This window comes from Paenibacillus tarimensis (assembly GCF_021532315.1).
Lineage (GTDB): Bacteria > Bacillota > Bacilli > Paenibacillales > Paenibacillaceae > Paenibacillus_I > Paenibacillus_I tarimensis.
This window is the reverse complement of sequence record NZ_JAKGAO010000020.1, coordinates 84,026-107,870: the sequence shown is the minus strand read 5'-3', so window position 1 is coordinate 107,870 and position 23,845 is coordinate 84,026. Positions and strand designations below refer to the sequence as shown.

Annotated in this window: 20 protein-coding genes and 1 pseudogene; 14 read left to right on the top strand and 7 right to left on the bottom strand. The window is 48.9% G+C overall.

The annotated features are described in order from the left end of the window. Positions 1-82: 82 nt before the first annotated feature. Both flgB and L1N82_RS18215 read right to left on the bottom strand, forming a co-directional pair. Complete coding sequence (flgB, locus tag L1N82_RS18220; RefSeq protein WP_235288892.1) at positions 83-475, bottom strand: flagellar basal body rod protein FlgB; 393 nt, start codon at positions 473-475, stop codon at positions 83-85. A gap of 120 nt (positions 476-595) precedes the next feature. Continuing rightward, positions 596-1,087, bottom strand: coding sequence for an LSm family protein (locus L1N82_RS18215; protein ID WP_235288891.1), 492 nt, complete (start codon positions 1,085-1,087; stop codon positions 596-598). Positions 1,088-1,272: 185 nt separating this feature from the next. Between L1N82_RS18215 and L1N82_RS18210 the strand changes: the two genes are divergently transcribed. Genes L1N82_RS18210 through L1N82_RS18195 form a run of 4 tightly spaced genes read left to right on the top strand, consistent with a single transcriptional unit; the run spans position 1,273 to position 6,269 of the window. After that, positions 1,273-1,959 carry a hypothetical protein gene (locus tag L1N82_RS18210; RefSeq protein WP_235288890.1) on the top strand — a complete coding sequence of 229 codons (687 nt, stop codon included), beginning with the start codon at positions 1,273-1,275 and terminating at the stop codon, positions 1,957-1,959. Positions 1,960-2,018: 59 nt separating this feature from the next. Further along, a complete protein-coding gene (locus L1N82_RS18205) occupies positions 2,019-2,303 on the top strand; it encodes a hypothetical protein (RefSeq protein ID WP_235288889.1) in 285 nt (94 codons plus the stop codon). Positions 2,304-2,318: 15 nt separating this feature from the next. Further along, positions 2,319-2,609 carry a hypothetical protein gene (locus tag L1N82_RS18200; RefSeq protein ID WP_235288888.1) on the top strand — a complete coding sequence of 97 codons (291 nt, stop codon included), beginning with the start codon at positions 2,319-2,321 and terminating at the stop codon, positions 2,607-2,609. Between the two features lie 18 nt (positions 2,610-2,627). Further along, complete coding sequence (locus L1N82_RS18195) at positions 2,628-6,269, top strand: multicopper oxidase domain-containing protein (protein ID WP_235288887.1); 3,642 nt, start codon at positions 2,628-2,630, stop codon at positions 6,267-6,269. 53 nt (positions 6,270-6,322) lie between these two features. Here the strand turns inward: L1N82_RS18195 and L1N82_RS18190 are convergent, their stop codons facing one another. After that, positions 6,323-7,009 carry a hypothetical protein gene (locus L1N82_RS18190; RefSeq protein WP_235288886.1) on the bottom strand — a complete coding sequence of 229 codons (687 nt, stop codon included), beginning with the start codon at positions 7,007-7,009 and terminating at the stop codon, positions 6,323-6,325. Positions 7,010-7,063: 54 nt separating this feature from the next. Here L1N82_RS18190 and L1N82_RS18185 point away from each other — a divergent pair, with 54 nt between their 5' ends. Further along, on the top strand, positions 7,064-7,525 hold the full coding sequence (locus L1N82_RS18185; RefSeq protein WP_235288885.1) for a hypothetical protein: 462 nt from the start codon (positions 7,064-7,066) through the stop codon (positions 7,523-7,525). A 248-nt stretch (positions 7,526-7,773) separates the two neighbouring features. Here L1N82_RS18185 and L1N82_RS18180 read toward each other — a convergent pair whose 3' ends face one another. Continuing rightward, the gene (locus tag L1N82_RS18180) at positions 7,774-9,078 is read right to left on the bottom strand and encodes a glycosyltransferase family 4 protein (protein ID WP_235288884.1); all 1,305 of its coding nucleotides are present in this window, start codon (positions 9,076-9,078) and stop codon (positions 7,774-7,776) included. Here L1N82_RS18180 and L1N82_RS18175 point away from each other — a divergent pair. Then, positions 9,077-9,349, top strand: a complete 273-nt coding sequence (locus L1N82_RS18175; protein WP_235288883.1) for a hypothetical protein — start codon at positions 9,077-9,079, stop codon at positions 9,347-9,349. The genes L1N82_RS18180 and L1N82_RS18175 overlap by 2 nt on opposite strands. A 564-nt stretch (positions 9,350-9,913) precedes the next feature. Here L1N82_RS18175 and L1N82_RS18170 read toward each other — a convergent pair. Beyond that, entirely contained in the window at positions 9,914-11,929 is a 2,016-nt protein-coding gene (locus tag L1N82_RS18170; RefSeq protein WP_235288882.1) for a methyl-accepting chemotaxis protein, read from the bottom strand. 249 nt (positions 11,930-12,178) lie between these two features. Here L1N82_RS18170 and L1N82_RS18165 point away from each other — a divergent pair, with 249 nt between their 5' ends. Next, positions 12,179-12,889, top strand: a complete 711-nt coding sequence (locus L1N82_RS18165) for a DUF421 domain-containing protein (RefSeq protein WP_235288881.1) — start codon at positions 12,179-12,181, stop codon at positions 12,887-12,889. Positions 12,890-13,150: 261 nt separating this feature from the next. Continuing rightward, the gene (locus L1N82_RS18160) at positions 13,151-14,827 is read left to right on the top strand and encodes a YusW family protein (RefSeq protein ID WP_235288880.1); all 1,677 of its coding nucleotides are present in this window, start codon (positions 13,151-13,153) and stop codon (positions 14,825-14,827) included. An 84-nt stretch (positions 14,828-14,911) separates the two neighbouring features. Here the strand turns inward: L1N82_RS18160 and L1N82_RS18155 are convergent, their stop codons facing one another. Further along, the gene (locus L1N82_RS18155; RefSeq protein ID WP_235288879.1) at positions 14,912-15,910 is read right to left on the bottom strand and encodes a cation diffusion facilitator family transporter; all 999 of its coding nucleotides are present in this window, start codon (positions 15,908-15,910) and stop codon (positions 14,912-14,914) included. Between the two features lie 127 nt (positions 15,911-16,037). Between L1N82_RS18155 and L1N82_RS18150 the strand changes: the two are divergent. The 5 genes and pseudogenes from L1N82_RS18150 to L1N82_RS18130 all read left to right on the top strand — a co-directional run. After that, positions 16,038-16,190, top strand: a pseudogene (locus L1N82_RS18150) (ZIP family metal transporter); the annotation flags it as partial. A gap of 87 nt (positions 16,191-16,277) precedes the next feature. Next, positions 16,278-17,177, top strand: a complete 900-nt coding sequence (locus tag L1N82_RS18145) for a LysR family transcriptional regulator (protein WP_235288878.1) — start codon at positions 16,278-16,280, stop codon at positions 17,175-17,177. A 156-nt stretch (positions 17,178-17,333) separates the two neighbouring features. Next, positions 17,334-18,470, top strand: a complete 1,137-nt coding sequence (locus tag L1N82_RS18140; protein ID WP_235288877.1) for a nucleotide disphospho-sugar-binding domain-containing protein — start codon at positions 17,334-17,336, stop codon at positions 18,468-18,470. A gap of 192 nt (positions 18,471-18,662) precedes the next feature. Continuing rightward, positions 18,663-20,444: an HSP90 family protein gene (locus L1N82_RS18135; RefSeq protein WP_235288876.1), complete on the top strand. Its 1,782-nt coding sequence runs from the start codon at positions 18,663-18,665 to the stop codon at positions 20,442-20,444. A gap of 138 nt (positions 20,445-20,582) precedes the next feature. Then, positions 20,583-21,107 carry a DUF3189 family protein gene (locus L1N82_RS18130; RefSeq protein WP_235288875.1) on the top strand — a complete coding sequence of 175 codons (525 nt, stop codon included), beginning with the start codon at positions 20,583-20,585 and terminating at the stop codon, positions 21,105-21,107. A 215-nt stretch (positions 21,108-21,322) separates the two neighbouring features. Here L1N82_RS18130 and L1N82_RS18125 read toward each other — a convergent pair whose 3' ends face one another. Beyond that, positions 21,323-21,886: a hypothetical protein gene (locus L1N82_RS18125; protein ID WP_235288874.1), complete on the bottom strand. Its 564-nt coding sequence runs from the start codon at positions 21,884-21,886 to the stop codon at positions 21,323-21,325. Between the two features lie 461 nt (positions 21,887-22,347). On the opposite strand from L1N82_RS18125, the gene L1N82_RS18120 reads away from it, so the two are divergent. Further along, positions 22,348-23,823 carry a protein adenylyltransferase SelO gene (locus L1N82_RS18120; protein ID WP_235288873.1) on the top strand — a complete coding sequence of 492 codons (1,476 nt, stop codon included), beginning with the start codon at positions 22,348-22,350 and terminating at the stop codon, positions 23,821-23,823. Positions 23,824-23,845: the final 22 nt, after the last annotated feature.

Here is a 23,845-nt window from a genome sequence, read left to right as displayed (position 1 = left end):
TCTTCTTTATTCCATGCATGCAAAAAAAACTGACCGCCATGTGCATGCGACCAGCTTACCGAGCTATGAAACTGTTAATAGGTTATTTTAATTCCCTCAGAAGGTTGCTGATTTTGGAATACTGACCGCTAACACGGTCGATCGTGTAGTTATAGAGCAGTTGATTCTTAGCTAGCCGCGACATCTCGGCATCAATATCGACGTTGTTGCCGTTGTTGTTCATCGTCTTATTCGTTGATTCCACGACCCGAATCGATTCATCCGTCTGGAATGGCAGATGCTTATCATGCGTGCGTCTTAGTGCTACATCGGATGGCTGATGCCCAAGAATCCGGTCCAATTCATCCTGAAATGCTACATGGCTTGCCTTGTAATGGGGCGTATCGGCATTAGATATATTATTGGTTATCAGTTCATGCTGCTTGGTAAGAACCTTTAGAAGCTTCTGATGCTTGGAGTTTGTAAAGTCGATCAACGCCGTGCCTCCTGTCATCGAATTATTACTTCTATTATAGCTTGATAACAGTCAAATGTCTTGTCTTTTTAGTGCTTTTAATGTAGAAAAATGACGAAGGACAATGGCTGTTTCACCCTCTTATTCCTCACAATCTTCCCACTCTTCACAGCATTCCACTTCTTCAAATGAGTCATGATACCCGTTACTTTTGTGGTCAGGCCGGCAGCGGTGGAGCCACTTAATGTCAACAATGCGTTCTTGCATAATGGTAACGGTTTTGCCTCCCGCTTGGTTAAGATCAACAAAATCAGTACCTACGTTACAAATTGTGCCGATGATCGTTTTTTGCGAGCTGCCCGCTTCAAAGGTGATCTTAACTTTACTGCCCTTATACCGGAAAAGCTGGAAGTTAAAGCCTCCATTCAGACCGGCGAGCCGCAGTTGAATGCGCGGATTAAAGCAGAAGCCTCCGCCATGGTGCGGTAATGAATCGCAAGGACTGCAATGGCCTTCGCTTGCGATGTAACGAATTCCGGTCAGATTGCGGTTGACTTTCACATAAGCTTGCTGGGATATAAGAACACCGGCAGCTTTTCTCTTCCTCTTCATCCTGTTCACATTTCTAGCCATCATAACCTCCATGAAAAATCAGTAGTTGCTGTATATATACGCCTATGACTTAGTCCAGGGAATGGGTATCCGTCTAGTTCCATCATTTTTTTTATTGGGCTGACGGGATATCAGCCCATACCGAAGCGGGCGACTATCCATACAATGAAGGAGCCTACACATTCGCCTAATTAATGGAGGGTATTATGCCAAGTATTACATCGAATAATCACAGATGCCCGGAGCAGCTGCCTACTCCGGTATTCTCGTCTCCTGTCAGTCCGCTTGAACCTGCCGAGCTTGATCTTCTGCAGCGGAAGATTGCAGCAGCCAATCAAGTCCTGCAGGCTTTGGGCAATCCTCGTGATCCCCAGCAGCTGAGAGCCTTCCAGCTAAAATTAAATACTCTTCAGGGCCAGCTGGTTGTCATCAAGCTGGAGACGAATCATGTTCCTCATCAGGTGCGGGGATGTCTGCAGACTGCCGGAAGAAACTATGTTCAATTACTTGAGGGCGATTGGACAATATTCATTCCATACAACCGAATAAAGGTGCTGGAAGGCGGAGACTGCGTTGCAGCAGCCGAGCATACCGCACAGCTGGCATGTCTGACAGACCAGGAGAGATGGTCCCTTATTCGCCAGTTCGGGTGTACCGTTTCCGGGAATGTTAATCTGCTAAATATCTTCTTTGGTATTGAGCTGTCAATTGGTCTTATCCCTTACCGGTGCTTCGATGCGGTTGTTATGCTGGAGAATGGTACAACAGTCAAGGGCAGTTTGGGCTTAAGCCGCAATGGACAAATCACACTTTTTCCAACCAAGGGAAAAAGAGGGAAACGAGTTAATCTCGATGATATTATTCAAATCAAGCTTAAAGAGGGTCTAACTTAGCCGTTATTAGGCATAGGTATATGGCGGGGTATTCTACTTGTTGTTAAGGAGGGGCCGCTTTGCCAGAAGTTGTGCCGAATAATACGGTGTTTGAGGAATTGTTGGGGCAGGATGTGCTGCTGATTCTGGATGCGACTCAGCTTAATATTTTGGGTCAAACCTTTCGTGCCGTATTCAGCGGCAGACTAGCGGAGGTATACATTGGCTCAATCAGGCTGGAACCGGCTATTATCAAAATGCAAAACGCTCCCTTTTACCAGTTTCCAACACCGCTTGTATTTCCGATTGAGCATATTGTAAGCATTATGCCTTTCGAACGCGACCGCAGGCTGCCGCTAATTTAACAAGGAGGTGTATACATGCAGAAGGGAATGGAAGCAAGCAATCTGACGATGAATGAAATCAGGCGCAGCGGCGTAGTCGAGCAGTTTCGTGCTAATATCGGCACCCGTATGCTGCTATTCATGGAAACATATCCTTTCTTCATTGTCGGCACGCTTGAACGGGAGGAGTCAGGCTTTGCCTATGTACGGATTGAATTATCTAATATTACGGAATTGGATAACAGCATAATCCGAGTCCATATTGATGAGATCCAGGTATTTTATTTTGAATCCGAGGGCGTCCAGATTCCTTCGATCCAGCTGTAACAGAGGAGGTGAGGACAATTGCTGCGGCGTTATCATATCGTAGCCATACCGATTCGTATCGTCGTCAACAGCTTCGGAGACCATGATCCGAATGGATTAATGTATGTGCTTAAGGAAAACGAACATAAAGTGAAAACACTTGTCGCAAAGAATCCATTTACCCCGGTTGATCTCGTTCAGCCGCTCGTTGTGCGGGCCAATGAAGGAGATGAAATTGAAATTCTATTTGAGAATCAGCTTCCTTTTGCCTCCTCCATTCATATCCAGAATGCTGATTACAATGTCTTGACTTCCGACGGTGCTTTCGTAGGTTTCAATCCGGATACGACAGCGGAGCCAGGTGATGTTATCCGTTACCAGTGGAAAGTCAATCACGAAGGCATATGCTATTTCTGTGATATGGGCAACACCTTATCGAGTGAAGCCGGTTCCCATGTACATGGGCTGTGGGGTGCTCTGATTGTGGAGCCGCGCGGCTCCTGGTGGACGGATCCGGTCACGGGCAAGCCGTTTGCGAGCGGGCTGTATGCGGATGTTCACAATCCCTTCCTGCCCTCATTCCGGGAATACGCCTGGTTCTTCCATGACGAAATGGAAGTGGATGACCTGACTGGTGATTCGCCTATTGACCCGCACACCCTTCAGCCGCAGGCAACTCATCTGATTAATTACCGTTCTGAACCGATGCGTAACAGAATGCGGTTAATTCAGGAAGGGGTTGTGTCACCTGACCTTGAGGGAGAAGAGGTACATCACGATTCCTGGGTATTTGGTGATCCGGCAACTCCCATATTGAAGGCGTATGTTGGTGATCCGATCAAGATTCGGGTTATTAACGGTGCCCTGCAGGAGACGCATGTCTTTCACTACCATCTGCATCAATGGCTGTTTGAACAGAGTGACTTGGATTCTGAGATTGTGGATTCACAGGCAATCTCTCCGCAGACCTTCTTTACTATCTCACCGGCTTACGGTGCGGGCAGTCTGCAGGGCGCTTTCGGTGATGTGGTCATTCACTGTCACCTGTATCCCCACTTTGAGGAGGGTATGTGGGGTTTGAACCGGATTTTCAATACCCTTCAGGATGGAAGCCAGTGCTACCCGAATGGGACCCCTATTCAAGCGCTCCAGCCTTTGCCCGGCCGCCCTGTACCGCCGCGCCCAACACGCGAGAAGCCGGGCTTCCCGAATTTTGTACCCGGAATCCCGGGCTGCAAAGCGCCAAGGCCGCCGCTCGGGATCAAGGGGGGAAGAGAATCGACACAGCTGGAAATTAACCAGTTTGCGCCCAACGCGGTTCCCGGAGCCGTATTCGCTAACCCGTGTACGCCCGGCGTCACACCCGAACGGCATTTCAAGATCGCTCTTATCCAAACGAAGATTGTGTATAACAAGGAAGGCTGGCACGATCCCCAGGGCCGCATTTTTGTTCTTATGGAGGACGTAGAGGATATCCTGCAGGGAAGGAAGAATCCCGAGCCACTTGTTATTAGAGCCAACGCAGGGGAATGTGTCCGGTTTGAATTTACGAATCTGCTGCCCGAGGTTCTTGGTGGAAATGCCTTTCAGCTGGTTAACCGCACCTATGAAGCAAGCATGCATGTTCATTTCGTCAAGTTTGATCCGTTAGTTTCAGATGGATCTAATGTGGGCTGGAACTATGACAGCAGCGTCCTGCCGGGTGAAACGATCTATTATCAGTGGTTCTCAGATGTTGAGCTTAAGTCGACCTTCTGGCATGACCATTTGTTCGCCAACACACATCAAATGCATGGTGTATTCGCCGGTATCAATATAGAGCCCCGGGGTTCTAGGCACTTATCACCACGAACGGGAGAAGAAATCAGGTCGGGGACTCAAGCCATGATCGTCAACCCTTTCCTTCCGGATTATCGTGAATTTACACTCTTTGTCCATGACTTCGCGCTGTTATTCGATAAGGATGGCTGCCCGCTGAATCCAGCTGATTTTCCCGGTTCTCATGAAGACCCGGGTGTTATGGGGGTGAACTACCGGTGTGAACCGATACAGTTCCGCCTCAATAAGCGGGAATACGACCCGGCGTATGTGTTTAGCTCATGGCTGCATGGTGACCCTGTCACTCCGCTTTTGGAAACCTACAACGGGGACCCTGTAAGGCTCAGACTGCTTGATGGCGCTCATGAGGAGTCACATTCCTTTAATCTGCATAGGCAGCGCTGGAAGCGGGAGCGTCCTGATGTGGACTCCGATCTGGTGCAGCAGCAGCATATAGCTATTTCGGAATCTTACACTCTTGAATTCAGCGTTGAAGGCGAAGGCGATTTTGACATGCTGTATCACTATGGCTCGCTGGATGATATCTGGCTTGGGAATTGGGGGATTATGAGGACCTTCGGCGAACGCGTTGAGCATCTTATGCCGCTTCCCGACCGCCCGGCACCTCCTGAACGCACCAAGCCGCTGCCTAAGCCCACCTGCCAAGCGCCACCAAAAGCGAAGCCAACCAGCATGCCAGGGCCTGAAGGCGCACCCGTCAGGACTTATGAGGTAACGGCCATGCAGGCTTCAATCGCCTATAATGAGTATGGTGATCATGACCCGCATGGATTAATCTTTGCCTTGAATCGTGATGTAGAACAGATTAGAAGCGGGGAGCTTAACCCCGAACCGCTAATCATACGGGCTAATGTTGGTGAAGTTGTCGAGTTAACCTTGCGTAATGAAATTGGCATACACCGTCACGAGACGGCCCTGCATGGATATCCGGGCGTACCGGTAGAGGTGGCTTTCCCGCCGTCTGAACGAATTTCCATTCATGCCCACCTGCTCGTATATGACGTAAGGGATTCGGATGGGGCAACGGTCGGCTACAATTATGATCAGACGGTAGGACCTGGCGAATGCTATACATACCGATGGTACATTGATGAACAGGTTGGCGCTGCCAGTCTAGTGGATATGGCCGACATTCGGCACCACCGTCACCATGGATCATTCGGCATACTCATTACCGAACCAAGGAATTCAAGATATATTCATCCCCTAACAGGTGAGGCGGAAATGGGGGGCAGCCAGGTTGTTGTTGTAAATCCCTTTGGCGCTTTTCGGGAATTTGCAATCATTATGCACGATGGCGTCCGGCTGTATGACAAATGCGGCAATCTTATTATAGACCCAGAGTCGCCGCTGCTTCAGCCTTTCGATGAAGCAGCTGATTTTGAGGACCAGGGGTCGAGGGGCTTTAACTACCGTGCAGAGCGATTTAAGAACCGTCTGGCAGATGTACCGAATATCGCCAAGGTGTTCAGCAGCACGGTACATGGCGACCCGTCAACTCCAATCTTTATGGCCCATGCAGGAGACCCGGTCGCCATCCGGTTCGTCTTTCCCGCTGACCGTGCCCGTGCTCATTCCTTCGTGCTTCATGGTCATAGCTGGCTGCGCAGTGATGATGACGTTAACTCACAGCCGGTTTCCGTTCAGGGTCAGAATACAGTAGGTACAAGTGATGATTTCATTCTGCTGTATGGGGCTGGCGGCTATTTGAGCGTACCTGGCGACTACATGTACCGTTCAGGCAATATTCGCTGGGATATTGAGCTGGGCTTATGGGGGATATTCCGGGTTCTTGATCGTGAGGATGAAACCATTCTGCCGCTGCCTGTACCTTACCGTTAAGTAAACAACCCACGAATTGATCCGCTTGATCTCTTCGTGGGTTTCTTATGGAACTAGCGCTGCGCCAGCCGTAACCTTGCGATGAAGGATAGCGGGGCGAGCAGAGGGATTTCATGTATACAGGTTATAGAGGCATGCGGAATCAGGGTATGGCTGCCTGACTTACCGCGCGATATCAGCTGCCCGTTTTGAACGGCAGCCATGTAATAGCTGGATCCCGCCGACGTTTGGACACGGAGCCACTTTCCTTCAAAGCTCTTCAGATATCCTTGCAGTGATTGCTCGTAGAATCGGCTGACCAGCTCATACCGGCCGCTAACCGTTTTGCCAAAGTCGTTCATCAGCTGACGCCGCAGACGATGGTCGAAGACGACATGCTGATGAGAGCTTGAGGACAGATTAGGAAGGTCATACGGTATGTATGCAGATTTTATAACAGAAAAGGGAAGCCAGAACCGCTGGAGTAAATTTGACAGAATGACGAAGTTTCTGCCAATTAATACAACCTTGCCGCGGGATTCCTGCTGTTCATCGCAGCTTGACCAGCTGACAACGACCTGCTGATATCGCCTGTGCTTGAAAAACTGCAATAAATTCAGGTCGTTTCTCTTACCGGGAATCGCTTGGCTCAACTGCTGCAGATTTAGATCATGCCTGCTTTCTTTCCGTAGCATCAGCTCATGAAGCGGCATACTGCTTGACGCAGATGGATACTTGGGCTCTGTTATAACCGGTTTCATCCTTATCATCACCTCAATGTAGTGTATGTAGGAAAACCATCAATATATATCCTAATGCGACGCCAAAGGTCTAATATATTCGAGGATGGAGGTGACAGCATGCCCCTGTATGCGGCTATACTTATGCTGCTGGGCATTCTGCTGACTAGTGTTCTGGCTTTCGGGTATTTATTCAAGGTCAAAAATCTGATCAGTTATCATCTCGGTATGAATATAGCTATGACGTCCGCCGGAACGGGAGGCCTTGCCATTGGTGCGGTACTAGGCGCCTGGCTTTACAATTACTCAACATTGGCAGTTGTTGCAGCAACCCTTCTTGCCATTGCGATTGGTGCAGTATTCGGCTCGCTTGTTGACTATCAGACCGTTGTGACAGGTATTACAAGCGGCGTCATGTCAGGTCTCATGGGCCCAATGCTTGGCATGCATATGCAAGATCCCATATTAATTGCCGCTTTCTGTACACTGGCTGCCTGTCTGTCCTTTGTCCTGCTGTGTGTTTCTGTACGTGCATGAGCAGGCGGCAAACGGAAGGGGGATTGAATATGATGGGAAAATGCAGGGATAAGCGATCATGGCTCGTATCTGCGCTGTTATTACTGGCTGTTTCAGCAGGGTTGACAGGCTGTGGGGAAGAAGCCTCCAGGCAGGATCACCCGCACGGACATCATGAACACCGGTAAGGTACAGACAGATTAACCAAAGCAGGGCAGCCTTCCGCAGACGTCCAAAATGACTCGCGCAGGGGCTGCCCTATTTACTGCTCACCTGGCATGCGTCTGATAGATCGCTTCGTAAGAGGATGCCTCGGTGTCCATGGACGGCAACGGCATATTTCGTATATTATCCTTAATCGGATTGAGCAGAGCGGGGTTATGGGCAAGCATATTGATTCGCTGTGCCAGGTGTCTGGCATCGGCGGCACGGAAGGTGTAGCCGTTCAACCCGTCAATAACCTTCTCCGACATGCCTCCGATATTAGAGGTTATAACAGGGACATGGGATGCCAGTGCCTCGTGAAGTGCTAAGGGATGATTCTCATACCATATCGACGGAACGACTGCAAGGTCGGCTTCCTGATACAATGAGGGGATTTGTGCTTCTGTGTAGGTCCCTCTGAAAATTATCCGCTTATCACGCTGCGCCATTCGGTGCAGCAAAGCGGTATATTCGGATGAACCCGACCCGTAAATGAGAAGCTTGATCCGCTTCGATGTAACGAAGGACATCGCTTTAATGAGCACATGTACACCTTTATGTTCATTTAGTGATCCGCCATACATGAAGGTTAAGGGGCTGTCTTTTTGATATACCCTCGAATTTGGAATAAGGGCCTCGTGGCGCATGCCGTGATGAACCACCTCAATGGGCAGGGAAGGTACAACATGCTTGATGAACGAGGCAAGAAATACAGAGGGCGACAGAATTTGGCTTGCAGCCTGCAGAAGCGGAGTGAGCGCTTGAAGACGCTCGGCCGCATCAGGGATCTGGCAGTATGTTTTGCAGGACAAGCCATTCTCGGGACCTGAGCAGAGCTGCTGATCATTACGAAGTAAAATAGACTTCGGACATACATACCAATAATCTGTCAGAGTCAGGATATAAGGTATGCCCAGCCGATTAGCAGACTGCATAAAGTCGATACCGCGCATAGGATGCGCGATATGAATGATGCTGGGCTGCTCTCGTGTCAAAATATAATCCGCAAATGCCGTTAACGAAGGATGGTCTGCTGCGGCTGGAGGGACTGCGTCCCCATTGAGACTCCGGTAGGCGATGACGGGGATCCCTTCATGCTCATACTCCTGCCTTACAATAGAAGAGCCATCACTGGGTGTGTCAGCCGGCAATATGCTGCTGTAAGTTAATATCTTGACGTTATGACCAAGCTGCTTCATAGCACGCGCAAGGTTAAGAACAAACTTCTCAGTTCCCGTGTAAGACTCGGGATAGAAGGTGTGAACGACATATAGAACGGTTAACGGATGGCGGGAACCGGACTGGGTTCGTGCGTCTGTCGGCGGGGAATAATGATTTACCTGTGGAAGTAACAGTAGAGGCGGCTTCATGAGCGGAACCGCAGACGAGAGGTTTTTCTGTTTACGGTTTAACGGTCGTTTGCCAGATCGTGGTCTAGTTGTCGAGCCTGATCTTCCGGTTTTCTTGGCTTTTGCCTTTCGGCTGGCTGCTTGGCTTTTTCTTCTTGCCGAGATCTTCTTCTTCAATCTTCGGCGGGCATGGAAGGAACCTGCCTTCTTTTTGCCGGTTGTTCTCTTTCTGGTTTGCTTCCTCGCCTTCAAGCCTTACACCTCCTGGATGGCTGCTCGCTCCTATGATTAACACGCTGGGTTATCTTATGTTCACGTGGGTCAATTGTCGCGGGCACATGCCGGATGCTTCATGAATTGGAGGGACGCTGCAAGGCGTCTTCGCCAAATTCACTGCAGTAGGTCTTGGCCGTTCCTGTAGGACCCCTTGTACATATATTGGAAGTGTAACCTATACAAGGAGGTCGAGAAGCATGAAGCAGAAATCCTGGTGTCCACCATACAAACATTGGAAACCGAAGCGCAGTCAGATGCCAAAGCATCACAGCTGCGATTGCTGCCATACTCATACACCATCACACAACAGCTGTCATCACGAGTATTACGAGCCTAGGCAGCATGAGTGTAACCACAGCTGTCAGTGTCAACGTAAGCCAAAATGCAAGAAAATTATCAAGACGGTTAAAAAGACGTATGTTACAAAAGTCTGCTACAAGCCAAAGGTAACAAAGCGCTGCTACAAGAAGGTCACCTACAAACATTGTTAGGGCTCACCGTAAGATAAAAAGAAGCAGGCAAATTCCCTCGGGTCTTTGCCTGCTTTTGCTGCTTATATCCATATCCTGTTAATGCTGTACTAGTCACTTTCTTCCGTCGTGTGAAAGAGCAGAACACTCGATTCTAGCTGGCTCGCCAGTCTGCTCAAGTTGTCCGAGGCCTCAGACATACGTTCAATCTCGTTAAGCTGTTCCAGGTAGGAAGCCGCTGCTGCGGAGATATCGCTAGCTGAAGCATCTGAGATTGAAGCGATATCTGTAATAGTTGACTTCACCTGTTCAACGCTCGCGGTGAGCTCCTGCGAAGTGGCAGAAACATGCTGTACGTTAGCATCTACCAGTTGTGTTGCTTCTAGAATTCTCTTAAGTGATTGCGTAACCTGCTGTACAGCATTGACGCTATTCTTTGCCCCTTGAGCATTCTCTTCCATGGCTGAAGCCGCAGAGGAGGTAAGCCTCTGAATATCTATAATCATATCCATAATCTTATCGGAGGATTGCTGCGTCTGTTCCGCCAGATTACGGATTTCGCCGGCGATGACTTGAAAGCCTTTGCCTTGCTCGCCAGCCCTGCTTGCCTCAATGGATGCATTCAGCGATAAGATATTAGTCTTGCTTGCTACACCATGAATGAATGAAGCGAAGGAGCCAATCTCCCCTGAAAGCTGATTTAATCTTAGAATTGTTTCTCTTGCGGACAGAGTGGAGGAGAGAAGATTCTGAATCTGCTCGCTCGCATGCTCAGCATTTTGACTCCCTTCCTCAAATTGATGTAATGTCTCCTGGGAAGAGGCGGCTATATCACTGGAGGAATGGGCGATATGTCGGACATTTCCAGCCATTTCATTCATCGCAGACGCTCCTTCACGCGCACCAACCACTTGCTTGTCTGCACCCTGATTAACAGATTGCATCGTGGTATGGAATTGTAAGGCAGTATCCTTCGTGTTAGAGATGCTTTGCAGAAGGATACGGGAGGAAGCATTCACTTCTTCGGAAGTTATACGAATCGAATGAACCAATACGCTTAGGTGCTGAACCAATGTGTTGAATTCGGTGGACAACCGACTAATTTCATCCCTTCCATTCAAAGTGAAACGCTTGGTCAGATCAACTTTTCCCTCTTGAAAAATCTGCTGCGTTGTTGCCGACAGCTTTCTAATCCGCCGTTTAACCAGTAATTGGGTTAGCGTAAGCAGCATCAGCATGATGGAGATAAACATGAGGCTGTACTGCACCAGCAATTGCTCCCGCTGAGATGCTATCATCAGGTCCGCTCTTTCCTTTGACATTGCAATCCGAACGGCTCCCCAGTGCTTATCTGCAAAATAAAGAGGATAGGAGATATCCCACATTGTAACCACTTTACCCTCTATTATCCGAGGGTAGGTCTGAATAAGGGGGGTATCCTTGTTTGTATAAGCGGCAGCACGGTAACCAATCGTATCGTTAAAGACCCGGTTTGCGCGGTATTTTTGGCTCAGTATTCCTGTGGTGCCCCACTTATCTGCTGAAGACTCATCAATAGGGCTGTATTCCGTATTATGGGTAGCGATATAACCGGCTGACTCCTTATTCTCTGAAAATGCAATTGGCAGCGCAAAAACTACAGCGTCACTTACAGCCATGCTATCAATGATGCCCTGCCAGCGTTCGTCCGTATATCCCTCATAAGCACTGGTATATTTCTGCTCATACTGCCACAGCGGAATTTCGGTGCCATCAAATAACAGCTGCCTGGCAGCCGCATATTCAGCATCCTGCTTCCTAAGCTCTGTAATGGCCTGATTCTCAGGGAGAGGGGTGAGTGAATCATTGAATAACAAGTCTCTTAATTGCGGACCGCTTATTGAATTGCCTGCCGACAGAGAGATTCCGTTCCGCATGTCCTGTTCCGTTACGCTCTCAAGCGTTCTTGCGAGAGCAACCGCATAAGACCTGCCTTCATCCATAAACTGGCCAGTAATCTGTTTACTGACTTGGTTATGGCTCCAGCCGTACAGAGAGGTGAACAAAACAAGCAGGACAGCACCAATGATCCATAAGAATTTTCCCGTCAACGTCTCAAATCCCAGCTTGCGTGTTAATGCTGTCATCTTATCCCTCCCACAAACGTGTTAGCGCTTACAATAGATATATAGATTCAGTATATAGCAAGGGTCGATTAATGTCGATAAAAGTCTTATTCTTATCGTTTTATAGATGGATATCAGCTGCCCTACTGCTTGGGGGAATGGCGATTGAGTGAAGCGGAATCAGGAGAGGCTGGGCAGCGCCGCAAGTTTATAATCATCCTTATGGGAAACACTGGATAGGGTAATCGTAAAATCAGAGGGGGTTATATTTTGGAATGGCCGCAATTGCTTATCAGAGTCATTGTTACGTATCTGTTTCTTATGCTGTTCTCACGAATGGTTGGCAAAAAAATCATATCCCAGATGACGTTCTTTGATTTTATAGCTGGCGTGACGTTCGGATCGCTTGGTGGTTCGATTATCCTGACAGGTCAGATTTCATTAATGAAAGGCATTGTGGCACTAGCGGCTTTCTCATTGCTTGCTATCGGAACGGACTGGCTGACATTAAAAAGCCGGAAGTTGAGGAAGTGGTTTAACGGAAAGGAGGATTTGATTATTATCAACGGGGTGATTGACCGGAAGGCATTGGAGAGGTCCAGAGTCACCGTGGATGATTTACTCATGCAGCTGAGAAAGAAAAATGTGTTTTACCTGGATGAGGTCTCATATGCCTTTCTGGAAAAGGACGGGACGATAACGGTTCAAAAGAAGGGGAATCTGCTGCCAGTTACCGTGCAGGATATGAGTTTGGTCGCAGCGGAAAGAGGGGTGCCGCGGCTGCTTTATTTGGACGGCTATCCTGTTGATGAGCCGGTAAAATCCCCGATTAAGCCTGATATAACGATTGATATGATTCGAGAGCAATACGGCGGGGAGATTGACCCCGATGAAATACTAATAGCCCAGGCGGACCAGAATGGGCGGATTTTCATTTCCCGCGGAGATGAGAGAGACAAAATGAACCGGGCTCCGCAATAATTGCATGTCTCGCAGCTGCTTCCATTAGCTGCCTATTACATGTGCTTACATTTATCTCGGAATGAAGCTTGGCGAAAATTGGAGTCAGGTAACGTCTTTATTGAAAGAATATTCGTTCCCAATAGCCGGCCTTATGGTCATTCTGCTGGTCATATATATTGGATTTAAACGCAGGCAGATGAAATAATTTCCTACCCCCTCAGAAAATGTCGATATATGACGAAGTATCTAGTGAGACCAAATATCTGAGGGGGAAGTTACATGATGTCTTTACGCAAGGTTACTGCTTTTATGCTGGCTTTTATGCTGCTGCTTAGCTGGCAGACCACTGGGTTTGCCAAGAAGAAGGAAGATTCGAAGCGAACCGAGGACGGACGAATCCAGGTGACAATGGAGTTTGATGATTTGGGTGATGCGCAGTGGGCAGCCGCCTCCATTGGCAAGATGAAGTCCAAGGATGTATTCCAGGGGTATGAAGACGGGACGTTCCGGCCTAACGCGCCTGTTAGCCGGGTAGAAGCGCTCGTAACGGCTGTCCGGCTGATGGGGCTGGAGGAGCAAGCTATTGCCAAGCCGGCTGGCGCTAAGCTGCAGTTTAAAGATGCAAAGCTAATTGATCAGAAATTCAGCTGGGCAAAGGGCTACATTCTTGTCGCCTTAGAAAATGACCTGATAGGTGAAACGGAGGTTCAGCTTAAACCTGACAAGCCGGCGAGCCGCGTATGGGTGGCAAGCTTGCTGGTAAAGGCTCTGGATCTTAAAGCTGAGGCTCTGGCTAAGATGACAACTCCTTTGGATTACAAGGACCGTGATGAGATTCCGGCTGGTTCGGTCGGATACATCAACGTTGCGGCTGAGCAAGGAATTGTCAGCGGGTATCCGGATGGCACCTTCAAACCGAACAATAAGATTACACGCGCGGAAATGTCTGCTCTGCTGGATCGGACGAATGACAGCATGCTGGAGCAGGATGGCTCAGTTCGGCTAAACGGCGTGTTAACGGCTGTATCATTCGCGAGTTCCGGTACGTCAGTTGCGGATTCCGTATATGGCAACCAGGACGGGCAGCTTACCCTCCGGACCTTCAATGGGGACAGCCGCAGCCTCACCGTCTCATCTGAACTGCTCGTTCAGCAAGGACAAGCTTTCATCCCTGCCAGTCAACTGCTCGTCGATGACGCTGTCAGTGTCATGGTTAAGGACAACCGGGTTGTAGACGCTGTTCTGCTTCAGAAAAGCCAAGTTAGCACGAGCACAGCGGGAATCGGAGCATTGAAGCTTGAGATCGAGTACACGGATGGCAGGAAAGTCGAGCTTAAGTTCAAAAACCATAAGGGCAAAAACGAAGCGGAGATTAAACAAAAGCACGGCAAGACAGATAAGAAGCTGAAAGGCGCAGCAGCTGCCGCTGAAGCGGAAACCATTCTTTCCCGGCTGAACCTGACACCCGAAATGACCCCCCAACAGGTCATTGAAGCTGTTATTCGCACCTTCGAACTGGAAGCAGCTGAGATTGAAGAATTAGAGGCCGAGATCAGATTCGCCAATGGTTACAAGCTGGAGGTAAAGCATGAAGCGGGAGCTTCTGAAGCTGAGAGCGCGCAACAAGAGGAAGGGCCCGCAGTTAGTGAGCTCAAGCTTCAAGCCGAAGGCCTGGACAACAGCAAGATAAGTATCAAGTATGAATGGGATGAAGACAGCCCGAAGGCAGAGTTCAAGATCACGCAGGAGGACAAATCCAGCAAGCTGAATGATAAGGATGCAGCCCGTAAAATCCAACAAATCTTGGATCAGGCGGATCTGACCGAGCAGATGAATGAAGAGGAAATCGTCTCCAGCCTGCTGAAGGCATTGGGTATGGAAGCCTCGCAGCTGAAAAAGCTAGAGCTAGAAGTGGAGTTCAATACAGGAGTCAAGATTGAATACGAACTGAACTAGAATGGGTAGTGAAGAAACAAGCAATATGATGTATCAGACAGCCGAGTGCAGCTAACACTCGGCTTTTTTTGCGGAATAGGTCATTCAGGAGGGAGGGGATCTCTTGTCAACCGGCACCCAATTTATCACACCATCATCTTCAATTATGCCTAGATTGACATCGGCTATGTCTGAGTCCAGAAGGAGCTTGTCCCTAACCTTGAACTTAATATCATCCGCATCAGCAAGCGACAAACCTGCTTCCAGTTCTATTAACCCTTCCACGTGGTAATAGCGTCCCTCTTGAACAATTCGCATTTGATTAATGTCAGTGACAAATTTCTCATCCAGAATAAGCTTCGCTACCTTCTCCTCCACTTCTTTGGGTGCCGCAACACCGATCAAGCCGACCATATTGTCAAAGCCCACTCGAAAAGCGACTCCGATCATAAGAAAACCGATTAGTATGGTAACGACTCCATCAAGAGCATTGAAGGATGTCAAGGAAGTGACCACGACAGCGATCATCGCAAGCAGAGCACCAGTTACCGCTACAGAGTCTTCATAGAAGACAAGGCGAGTGGGAGGAGCCGAACGGCCGACATTGTTCAAGGCGGCTTTAACAATACCAAGGCCATGCGCTTTGACACGTGCTTCCTTCACGATTTCCTTCATCGCCTTCACCAGAATAGCTCCGTCAACCAGAAGATTTAGCACCAAAACAGCTATATTGAGCCATATGCCGCTGCTCTCTACTGGATGCTGTATCAGATGCCAGCCTTCTAGTATGGTCTCGTACGCCATGACGGTCACGACAATAACAGCGATCATGCAGAAGATGTTAATGACTCGGCCAAATCCGGTAGGAAACCGGTGTGTAGGTTTTTTCTCCGAAAGCATACTGCCGATAAAAACAAATCCCTGGTTGATTGCATCCGCCAATGAGTGCATAGCCGATGCGAACATAGCTCCACTGCCGCTGAATGTAGCTGCCGCCCCCTTTACCGCTGCTATGAGGGTGTTGCCTGCGGCAGCTATAGCCGACGACTTGTTGCCCTTCTTAACAAGCTGCAGGAGTGTATCCCGTTGGTAATCAGTGCTCATAGCTCCCTCCTGGTTAATTGCAGAAATTATGACTGTCTTATTTTTCTATTAAACGTTCTCTATTGGTGCGAACCTCGTAACTGTGGTAAGGAATGGATATCCTTAGATTTACAGGAGGGAACTAATTATGTGGATAGCGGCAATGTGGGGAGCCATATCAGGATCGGCCGTACGGATGGGCGCTATTCTGGCTTTATATCTGAATATGCCCAAGCGTTTGATCGGCTTTATCATGGCATTTGGTACCGGCGTACTCATTGGGGCGGCGACTTATGAGCTTGGGGAGGCTACGGTATGTTTTTTTCGACCATGCGAGTCATGTATACTAGCAGGATAGAAGAGTAATAGAAGGGGATTAGATGAATTTATGACGCTTCAACAACTGAAATACGTGATTGAGGTAGCGAAGCAGGGCTCCATTAACGAGGCAGCCAAGCGGCTGTTTATCTCGCAGCCGAGCCTCTCTAACGCAATAAGAGATCTGGAGCTTGAAATGCGCATCACGATATTTGAACGATCCAATAAAGGCATTACCTTGTCAAAGGACGGAATAGAATTTCTCGGTTATGCAAGACAGGTGATCGAGCAGGCTGAGCTGCTGGAAACGCGCTACCTGCAGGCGAAGCCGTCGGCGCAGCATTTTTCAGTATCTACACAGCATTACGCCTTCGCCGTGAATGCCTTCGTACAGCTTGTTGAGGAACACGGTCATGATGAGTATGAGTTTGCCCTCCGGGAGACGAAGACGTACGAGATAATTGAAGATGTTCGAAACCTGCGCAGCGAGATCGGCATCCTGTATTTGAATGAGTTTAATGGCAAGGTCATTAATAAGCTGCTTAAGGATGCTAATCTGCAGTTCAATAGTCTGTTTACGGCCAAGCCGCATATCTTTATCAGCATCCGCAATCCATTGGCGAAGCAGTCAGCCGTCACTATTGATGAGCTGAAACATTACCCATACCTATCCTTTGATCAGGGCGAATACAATTCCTTTCATTTCTCGGAAGAGATTCTTAGCACCTTGAACCACCCCAAGAGTATCCGCGTCAATGACCGGGCAACCTTGTTTAACCTGCTGATTGGCTTGAACGGCTATACCATCTCCACCGGTGTATTAAGCGCCGACCTTAATGGGAACGAAATCATTCCTGTCCCGCTGGATTGTGAGGAGAGCATCCATGTTGGCTGGATATCTCATCGCAATATCCCGCTTACCAGGCTGGGAACGGCATATATTGACGCACTTAAGCAGGCGATCAGATGATCGCCTTATTTTTAGTTGGCCTTATCGTTTGCGGTTATGTTAAGAATCTGTAAGAAGGGCAATCCAATATTGACATTTATTTGGAAAATTATGTATAGTGGACTTTGTCGCCCTGTAAGAAGTTTCCAAAGCCATTATCGGAGAGGAGATCGATGAATGAAGAAGCTGCTGTTTTTCATGCTTCCGGCTCATGGTCACATCAATCCCACTTTATCGGTAGCTAACGAGTTAGTGCGCAGAGGCATTGAAATTATCTATTATACAACCGAAGAATTCAGCAGCAGGGTCCGCGGCGCTGGCGCGGAAGTAAGAGTAATCGGAGAAGACTTTGGTTTTCGCTCTCTATCTGAGAATGGAGAGGGTCTTAACCCTGAACAGGTGACACCCGAGGCTTTCTTCCGCAATCTCAATATTCATGTAGAAGAGTCTTACCGGCTTCTTGATCAAGTAAAGGCTGAAGAGGCAGACGGCGCGGTATGCGATCCTATGTGTATGTGGGGCCGGACGATAATAGAGCGTCTCCATATGCCCCGCGCAATGTTTTTCTCGGGAATTGTTGTTACGTCCGATTTGCCTGTATTCAATAATCTCTCAGCGATGTTTGACGGAGAAGTTTCAAAGATAATCAGGGATATGTTTACGCTGAAGGAAGAGCTCATCCTCGCTCCTATTCCACGGGAATTCCAACCAGATGCCGCTGATCTAAAAGATAAGTGTGAGTTTATCGGCCCTACGATCATAGACAGAACGAATGACATGGACTTTCCTATTGACCAGATTAAGGATCAGCCAACCATCTATATTTCACTTGGCAGCATCCTTCAAGATCCCGGTTTTTACGATATGTGTATTGAGGCCTTCGCAGATTCGGATTGGAAAGTGGTTATGGTAGCGAAGACCATGCCTGCAAACAGGCCATCCAACTTCCTGATTTATCCTTTCGTTCCTCAGCTGGAAGTACTGAAGCATGCTGACCTGTTTATTTCCCACGGTGGCATGAATTCCGTTATGGAATCTCTCTGGCACGGGGTGCCTTTAATTACTGTTCCGCTAACCTCTGACCAGCCGATGGTTGCTGCCCGCGTGGAGGAATTGAACCTGGGAATGAAGCTGGATATCCGTTCGTTGAGCGCCGGTCAAATAAAGGAAGCAGCATTCGCTGTAAACAGCGATCTTACTGTCAAGGAAAGAGTGAAAGCTATGCAGGCTGCTCTGCATCAAGCAGGGGGAAGCCGCCGGGGAGCCGATTTACTGGAGGAGTATTTTGCGAAGGAGAAATCGACCATTCACTAGTTGTCCCGCAGTCATTGAAGATATTCGGCGAATAATGGTGTTGCAGTCACGCTGACAGGTGAGGGAGCTTTTCCCTCGCCTTTTCATTTACCATGAACAAGTAAACGGCCAAACCTCATCATCCTGCGTTACGATACCGAAATAGTTCTTAAAGGTATAGAAGACTACAAGCAGGAAGTGAGCGGCGGCCGAATGAGCGAATATAATTTCCAAGTTAATCTGCAGGGTATGATTGATCTGTTCTCCAACCATCTTCACAGCAATCCAGGGGTCTTCATGCGGGAGCTTCTGCAGAATGGCGCAGATGCTGTAACGGCTCGCAAGAGGTTGGGGCACAATCTGGCAGGCAAAATTACCGTGGAGCTGTTTCGGTCTTCCCGCACGCTCTCTGTCCATGATAACGGTATCGGACTCACCGAGCGAGAGATTACTCAATTTCTGGCTCAAATCGGCCATACGTCCAAGCGCGAAAATCCGGGTGAAGACGATTATATCGGCCAGTTCGGCGTGGGGCTGCTTTCCTGCTTTGTTGTAAGCGAAGAGATCGTGCTTATTACCCGTTCCGCATTGGAAGGGGATTCAATTGAATGGCGGGGCAGACCTGACGGAACTTATACGATCCGCAAGCTTGACCGGCAGGTGTCAATCGGAACAACCGTATATCTGACGCTGAAGCAGGATTACGAAGAGTATGGCGAATGGTACCGCGTCTGCGAGCTGCTGGAGCATTACGCGGCCTATCTTCCCACGGCAATCTGTTTGATTGAGGATGGCTATGAATGTAAAGTCAATCATGACAAGGCCCCCTGGTCCATGACCCGGGAAGAAGCACTCGCTTTTGCGAAAGACGAGCTGTATCAGGACTGTCTGGATGTCATTGAGCTGCGCTCAGCAATCGGCGAAGTAGAAGGAGTAGCCTATATTTTGCCTTATCCCGTCAGTCTGCAGGCCGAAAGAAGGAATAAGATTTATTTGAAGCATATGCTGCTTTCCGACAAGATGGACAGCATTCTGCCAAGCTGGGCCTTCTTCGTAACCTCGGTTATCAACATTAACGGCTTACGGCCCAATGCTTCAAGGGAAGCTCTGTATAAGGATGCTGCTTACTACGCCATCCAGAATGAGGTAGGTGAAGCAATCAAGCAGCATTTGCGCCAGCTGGCAAAACATAATCCCGAACTTCTGCAGCAAATTATTCGCGTCCATTATTCTTCTCTTAAAGCGCTGGCAGAGGAGGATGAGGACTCCTATGAGCTGTTCATTCCTTTCCTTCCGTTCGAGACATCACTGGGTTCCATGGAGGCCGGAGAATTGGTAAATGAGTGCAAGCACATTCTGTTGACATCGACGCTGGATGAGTTCCGCCAGCTGTCAAGAGTGGCCAAGGCACAGGATCTGCTTGTGGTAAACGGCGGATATGTGCATGATTTTCAACTTGTAATCAGACTTCCGGATGTCTATCCTGAGCTGGAGGTTACGATAGTGGATGCGCTGCAGTTCTTCAAACGGTTTCAGGAGCTGGACAGGGAGGACACGGAGCTGATAAGCCCAGTGTTAGAAATGGCGGATGCACTGCTTCGTCCTTATCAATGCAAATCGGCAGCCCGGTGGTTTGAACCGGCCGATGTTCCGGCCCTCTATATGACCAATGAAGATGTCGAATTTATCCGTATGGCTGAGTCAGGGAGTGATGAGCTTAATGAATTGTTAGGTGAGGCTGCAGACGTTATGGTGAACGAGTTATGCGAGCTGCCTTACGCCCGGCTTTGCTTCAACTTTAACAATCCGATCGTGCGTAAGCTGGCAGAGTGTAAGGAGCGGCAGGTTCAGGAGTTGACGATCAAGTCGCTCTACACACAAGCCCTTCTGCTTGGCAGTTATCCGATGCAGCAGGAGGAGCTTCAGATGATGAACGAATCGTTCATGGCGCTGCTAAACCTTGGCCTATCAAACAGTGGAGGCGGCGTCTTATGAAGGAACGCTAAGAGCAGTTAAGAAGCAAAGCGTGGAGTATGCAGCCTTGGGAGCGGCTCGTATAGGATGTTTGCCTAGAATAATCTGGCTAATGATAGGGGATGATAGGAGAGCTTTGGTTCTTAGGGAGGTAATGACATGATCTATATTTATAATGATTATGGCGGGACGCATACCACCGTTCTGGCTGCTTCTTATCATCTCAAGAAATTGACAGAGGAAAGGGTCCCTACGGACAGCGAGGTTCTTAACCTGCCTAATTTCAATAAGCTTGTATCCCGTGACCGGGGCAAGCTGTATTACCATGGGACGGATGATGAGGGGAACCGGGTATATACAATCGCCAGGGGACCTTCCAAGCTATTGGTGCCCGGAATGGTTAACATGCTGGCTATGCTGATAGATGAACACAAGCTGGAGGATAAGATCATCTTGTCCAATACATCACCGACAGTTCCGCTCCCCATGACAATCGGCGGCTTCCTGTCCCGCGGCTTGAAGATGAATACGATCGGAGTCCCTTTGATTCTTATGGGTGTCAAGCAGACCTACCAGAATATCATCGATTTGGTGCACCATACTAAATCAGCAGCCAAATCAGCCTCCACACAGGTTGTTGTTCTGGATAACCCCGGAATGCGAAGTAAGGCACGTCTATTTTAAAGGTTGTTTCTTGTCCCGTCTATCCGGCTTTGTCTTAAATGAAAGCAGTAACACTGTGCCGCTGAGCGCCACAATGAAGATTAACAGGACGGCAAATGCCAGTGAACCGCCTGCTGTATGATGTGCGGCTCCGTGTGATGCATGCAGCCAATTGCAAACCCCGATTATACTGAAAAGTGTATACATATTATCGCTCCCGCTCCTTAAAAAGCTTGTTAACGAATAGAACAGCTGCAATTCATGCTGGACTTCTCATTCTCTGTAGGCAGCATGTGAAGCAGCATGGCCACGATCATGGGTACAAAGACAATCGTATTGTAGAATAAGTGAAGCTCAACTCGGGGAACGATCAGTTGGATAAGGCTCGTTGGTGCCCCGGAACCTGCTAAGTGATGACCGGTCAGCGTCTGCGCAAGAAGGAGAGCATGTTCAATATGATGCCAGAACTGGATCGCGAGAGCTATCCGCCACCAGACAAGCGATCTTCCTGTAAACCCCCTATACAGCAGGAAGAAGAAGAGCAGCATGACAAGGGCATACCCATAGTGCAGCCATTCCGAGTGAACCAGCCAAGGATAATAGTATCCAATCAAGCCTAGTGCTTCAGGCCGGGACCAACCCATTACCCAGATTTGGTATGCTTGTGTCAGATGCTCTGCCCAGTGCAGGAGAGTTACTGCCATAAACAGCCGCAGGGACCATTCATGCCAAGAGGTATTCAAGAGGAATAAAAAAGAAGAGCGGTCATTCGGGTAAACTTGCGTATGGTCAGGTTTCATACTTGTAAAGGCTCCCTCCGTAATTAATCAGGATTAATGGACTTTTTTGCCGCATCTGCTCCTCATTATAGGGAAGGGTGCATTAAGTTCACTAGGCTTGTATTGATCACAAGCAGCGCTGCGGACCGGTTCACCCTGCCGGTGGTGCTGCTTATTAGTATTAGCGTACTCTATTCACACTGATCGATAATGGAGATGAATTTGGCTGCTTCGTCATAATCTGCAGAAAGATTACATTCCCATCAATAATGTCATCAGCCACGGGATGCTGTCTGCAGTTGTTGATTTGCTTCAACGTCTTCAGGGGGCGGTATAGCTATGCGGCTGGCTTGCGCCGATTACCCGGGTAAGGGGTATAATACATTGGAAGAAGTAAACACTAGAACCGCACAATACCGGGAAAATCTAATTAACGTCTTTCACTAGTAGAATATGTAGATCATGAAGAAGGCGGTGGTAGGATGTCAGAGAATAAAGCAACGTTAAAAAAAGGCTGGAATTTCGATAACAGCTATGTACGGCTTCCGCAATCATTTTATACCAGACAAGACCCTATACCGGTACGTTCACCGGAAATGGCGGTCCTTAATGATGCTTTTGCGGTTTCGCTCGGGCTTGATCCGGAATATTTGAAGAGCCGCGAAGGATTGGCTGTCTTAGCCGGCAACGAGGTGCCTGATGGCGCAGAACCTCTCGCACAGGCTTATGCCGGACACCAATTTGGACATTTCACCATGCTTGGCGACGGAAGGGCGGTTCTGCTTGGTGAGCAGATTACGCCGGAGGGCAAGCGGGTCGATATTCAGCTGAAAGGTCCGGGAAGGACGCCATATTCACGCAGGGGTGACGGACGGGCGGCGCTTGGACCGATGCTGCGCGAGTATATCATTAGCGAGGCGATGCACGGGCTGGGAATACCAACCACTCGCAGCTTGGCTGTTGTCACAACAGGGGAGCCGGTATTCCGTGAGCAAGAGCTGCCTGGCGCCATTCTTACCCGCATAGCCGCCAGTCATATCCGGGTAGGCACTTTCCAGTATGCTGCTAACATGGGCACAAGTCAGGACTTGAGAGCTATAGCTGACTATACGCTTCAAAGACATTACCCGGAGATCGAAGCAGATGATGACCGTTATCTGAATTTGCTGCGGGCGGTGATTAAGCGTCAAGCCGGACTGATCGCCCAGTGGCAGCTGGTTGGTTTTATTCATGGTGTAATGAATACCGATAACATGAGTATTAGCGGTGAAACAATTGACTATGGCCCCTGCGCGTTCATGAATTCCTTTGACCCGGCAACCGTGTTTAGTTCGATTGACTCACAAGGACGGTATGCTTACGGCAATCAGCCGCCTATTGCGGCTTGGAATTTGTCGAGATTTGCAGAGTCTCTGCTGCCGCTGCTCCATCATGATGAGGATCATGCCGTTAAACTTGCGGAAGAAGCCATCTCTGATTTTCCAGGCCTGTACCATGGATACTGGCTCGACGGAATGAGGTCTAAGCTGGGTATCCGAGATGAAGAAGAGGAGGATGAGACGCTCATCAAGGACCTTCTAGGCATGATGCGCGAACACCGTTCAGATTATACGAACACGTTCAGAGCGCTCACCTTTGACAGAGTGGAGGACACTGGTTTGTCCGAAGCAGAGCAGTTTGGCAAGTGGTATGAGCGTTGGAAAGCCAGAGTCGAAGCGCAGCCTGGTTCGTGGGATGCGTCTCATGAATTGATGCGGTCTGCCAATCCGGCGGTGATTCCCCGTAATCATCGGGTAGAAGAGGCGATTGAAGCGGCAGCGAAGAATGGCGACTACAGCGTGATGGAACGGCTGCTGGAAGCGCTGAGGCATCCTTATGCACATCAAGAGTCACAAATTGAATACTGCTCGCCGCCTGAGCCGTCGGAGCGTCCTTACCGGACCTATTGCGGAACATGATAGCGGCAGGAAAGCGGGAGAA